Genomic DNA, 3,079 nt, shown 5'->3' on the forward strand with positions numbered 1-3,079 from the left:
CGAGGCGGCCGGACCCGCTGGACGCGCTCACGGACCCGGCAACTGGACGCCGTACTCGCGGCGGTGGACGCCGGCTACTACGATACGCCCCGGACCGGGGGCGTTGCCGAAGTCGCCGCCGCCCTCGGGTGTGCGCCGTCGACGGCCGCCGAACACCTCCGGAAAGCCGAATCGCGCCTGCTCAGGGGGCTCGTAGACAGCCGGCGTGCGTGAGTCGGCGGTCACGCTACAGATTGGGTGTCGGCACGGCCCCCCGCCGCAGCAGCCCTTTTCAGCGCTCGCATCGTACTGGCTGGCATGACGACGCAGTCACAGACTGACGCCCAGAAGCCGATACGCGTCGCTGACGGCGACGAACTCCAGGCGGTCCTCGAGGTCCACGACCGCGTGCTCGTGGACTTCTGGACGAAGGGGTGTGCGAAGTGCGCGGCCATCGAGCCGGTGGTCGGCAACGTCGCACGCGCGACCGGCATCACCGTGGCGATGGCCAACCCGGGGGACGACGCCAGTCTCATCGAGGAGTGGTCGATCTCGAGCGCGCCGACGCTCGTGCTCGTCGAGGACGGCGAGGAAGTTGCGCGGCTAGCCGAGGGGTTCCAGGGCGGGGACGCCATCGAGGCGTTCCTCGACGAACACCTCGACTGATCGGCGACGCGCAGCCGGGAGCGCCGGTCAGGCGTCGGCGGCGCCCGGGACGTCGCGTTCGGTGACGTCCGGGAGGTGGGGGTCGCGGTGGGGATTCCGGCCGAACGCCGGCAGGCCGTCGTCGAGTTGGTCGGTCAGGACGCGGCGGAGGCGGTTCAGACTGGTTTTGTCGAGGTCGTAGCGGTCCGCCAGTGCGTCGAATGCGGGTTCGTCGGTGACGTCGTGGCGCTTGTACTGCTCGTAGAGGTCGTTCATGCGCTCGGGGGAGACGTCGGCGGCGTCGAGGTCGTCGAGGCCGAAGTACTGGCGCCGGTCGACGTCGACGACGTGCCGGATGACGACGAGCGCGACCTTCTCGATGGCGCGCTGGCTGCCGAATTCGGTGAGGTCGATGTCGCTCATCACGCCGAGTGCGACGTCGCGTTGCCACGGCGTCACGTCGACGGCGTTGCAGAGCGCTTGCGTGGTGCGGAGGCGGTCGAGGTGGTGGGCGCGACGGCTGTGTCCCTCGGTCGCGGTGTGGCGTTCGTCGTGGAGGCGACGCACGCTCTCGGAGAGGTCCGCGTCCGGGGACTCCGCGCGCCCGATGACTGTCGCGCTCGGGGACACGACGCCCCAGCGCCGGACTGTCGTGTCGCGCTGCGCCTGTGCGCGGGAGAGCGCGCCGGACCCGGGCCTGTGTTCGACGCGTCGGTCCTCGTCGCGGGGTTCCCAGCGCACGTGGTCGCTCCCGTCTGCACTCATCGCTAGTCCGTGCGGCCTCCCGGGTTTTAAACTCTCGCCCGACGAGCCGACGGCTGCGCGGTGGTAGCTCCCTGAGAAATCCTTCGTATCTATCCCTTGTCGCCAGAGCCACTTAAAGACGGGTCGGGGGATTGATAGATGCGCAGTCCGTCGTCCCTCGCAGCAAGTCGCGACTGCGGGCCGCCGCGTAATGACTCGGCTGAACGGAAGGTACAGTCGACGCTGGGGGGCGCGAGTTCCCAAGAAGTCCTTCGTATCTACTCCTTGTCGCCAGAACTACTTAAGGAAACGTTGGTTGATCGAACAGTCGGCGCTCGGACGGCGGCCGACGCACGAGCCTGCCCAGCAGTACAGTGACTCTCCCCAACGGAGCCGCGGCTACGGCGTGAGCCAGCCGCCACAGTTTCTGTTCTGGCGCGTCGCGAACGAGCGGCACAGCAGGCGCTTGGTGGCAAAAACCCCTCGTAGAAGCCCTTCGTATCTACCCCTTGTCGCCAGAAGCACTTAAAGAAAGCCGGGGGCGAGCAGCTGCGGGCCTGCTCGAACCAGCGCGCCTGGCCGCGGGTGACGGCCTTTTGCGGGTGGCGCTGCTACAGCGGGCCATGAGTCAGGTCTCTCCGGACAAGCTGACGGTGTTCTCGGACTACGTCTGTCCGTTCTGCTACCTCGGCCGCGCGGCAATGCAGCAGTACCGCGAGCGGGCCGACGACCCGCCGGACGTCGAGTGGCACGTCTTCGACCTGCGCGGGTACAAACGCAACGAGGACGGCACGATCGACAACGACGTCGAGGACGGCAAGGACGACGACTACTTCGCGGAGGTCCGGGACAACGTCGAGCGCCTCAAAGACGAGTACGGCGTGGACATGACCCTGGACTTCTCGCTGGACGTCGACTCCTGGAACGCCCAGAAGGTGGCGCTGTTCCTCCAGCAGTCGTACGACGAGGCGACGTTCCTCGCGTTCCACGAGCGCGCGTTCGAAGCGCTGTGGCAGGAGGGCCGCGACATCGGCGACGTGGACGTGCTCGTCGACATCGCGAGCGACGCCGGCGTCCCCGAGGACGAGGTCCGGGACGCCGTCGCCGACGATCACCTCGACGACGAACTCGAAGCGCGCTTCGAGGACGCAACGGAACTCGGCATCACCGGCATTCCGACGTTCGTCTACGACGGCCACGCCGCCCGCGGCGCGATTCCCCCGGAGCAGTTCGACCGCCTCGTCGACGGCGCCTGACCGGGGGCTTCCTGGAGTCCCCACACGCACTGATTCGCTGCTGCCCGGTCGGCGGCGGGAAGATGTTCGGCCCAACCGTTTCTATCCCGTACCGTCACGATTCACGTGCGTGGCCGGTGCTCCCCGGTCGCTGCGGCGTCTCCGTGGCGGACGCACGGGGTCCAGTGCGGTTGCTCGATGACGTGGCCATACGTTTCGTCTACCGCCGACCCGCCCCGTGCGTCGCTGGCCACCACTCCCCCATCTCCTGTCTTTCGGTTTTCCACCCTGACTACTCGCATCCGGGCGTTTTTGGCCGTCGACGCTGAACAGTCGGCCGTGACGACTCGCACGCTCGCCGACCCGACCGTCCAGCGGGCCGCCGCGTTCGTCGCCGACGCCCGCGACGACGCGCTCGCCGTCACACTGGTCGGGGACTGTGCAGTGACCGTCGAGGGGCGCACCGAGCGGTCGCT

Annotated in this window: 4 protein-coding genes; 3 read left to right on the forward strand and 1 reads right to left on the reverse strand. The window is 68.3% G+C overall.

The window, feature by feature from the left end:
• Both GRX66_RS17820 and GRX66_RS17825 read left to right on the forward strand, forming a co-directional pair.
• Nucleotides 1-213: helix-turn-helix domain-containing protein (locus GRX66_RS17820; RefSeq protein WP_201293086.1), on the forward strand; the 213-nt coding region annotated here is incomplete at its 5' end.
• Between the two features lie 84 nt (nt 214-297).
• Complete coding sequence (locus tag GRX66_RS17825; RefSeq protein ID WP_159527699.1) at nt 298-645, forward strand: thioredoxin family protein; 348 nt, start codon at nt 298-300, stop codon at nt 643-645.
• 27 nt (nt 646-672) lie between these two features.
• Here the strand turns inward: GRX66_RS17825 and GRX66_RS17830 are convergent, their stop codons facing one another.
• A complete protein-coding gene (locus GRX66_RS17830) occupies nt 673-1,389 on the reverse strand; it encodes a DNA-directed RNA polymerase subunit epsilon (RefSeq protein ID WP_159527700.1) in 717 nt (238 codons plus the stop codon).
• 602 nt (nt 1,390-1,991) lie between these two features.
• Here GRX66_RS17830 and GRX66_RS17835 point away from each other — a divergent pair.
• Complete coding sequence (locus GRX66_RS17835) at nt 1,992-2,624, forward strand: DsbA family oxidoreductase (protein WP_159527701.1); 633 nt, start codon at nt 1,992-1,994, stop codon at nt 2,622-2,624.
• Nucleotides 2,625-3,079 lie beyond the last annotated feature (455 nt).

It is taken from the genome of Halobacterium bonnevillei (assembly GCF_009831555.1).
Classification (GTDB): Archaea; Halobacteriota; Halobacteria; order Halobacteriales; family Halobacteriaceae; genus Halobacterium; species Halobacterium bonnevillei.

What these genes read in the sequence shown, in the direction of transcription:
- GRX66_RS17830 (WP_159527700.1), bottom strand. Translation starts at nt 1,389, where the DNA reads ATGAGTGCAGACGGGAGCGACCACGTGCGCTGGGAACCCCGCGACGAG.
- GRX66_RS17825 (WP_159527699.1), top strand. Translation starts at nt 298, where the DNA reads ATGACGACGCAGTCACAGACTGACGCCCAGAAGCCGATACGCGTCGCT.
- GRX66_RS17835 (WP_159527701.1), top strand. Translation starts at nt 1,992, where the DNA reads ATGAGTCAGGTCTCTCCGGACAAGCTGACGGTGTTCTCGGACTACGTC.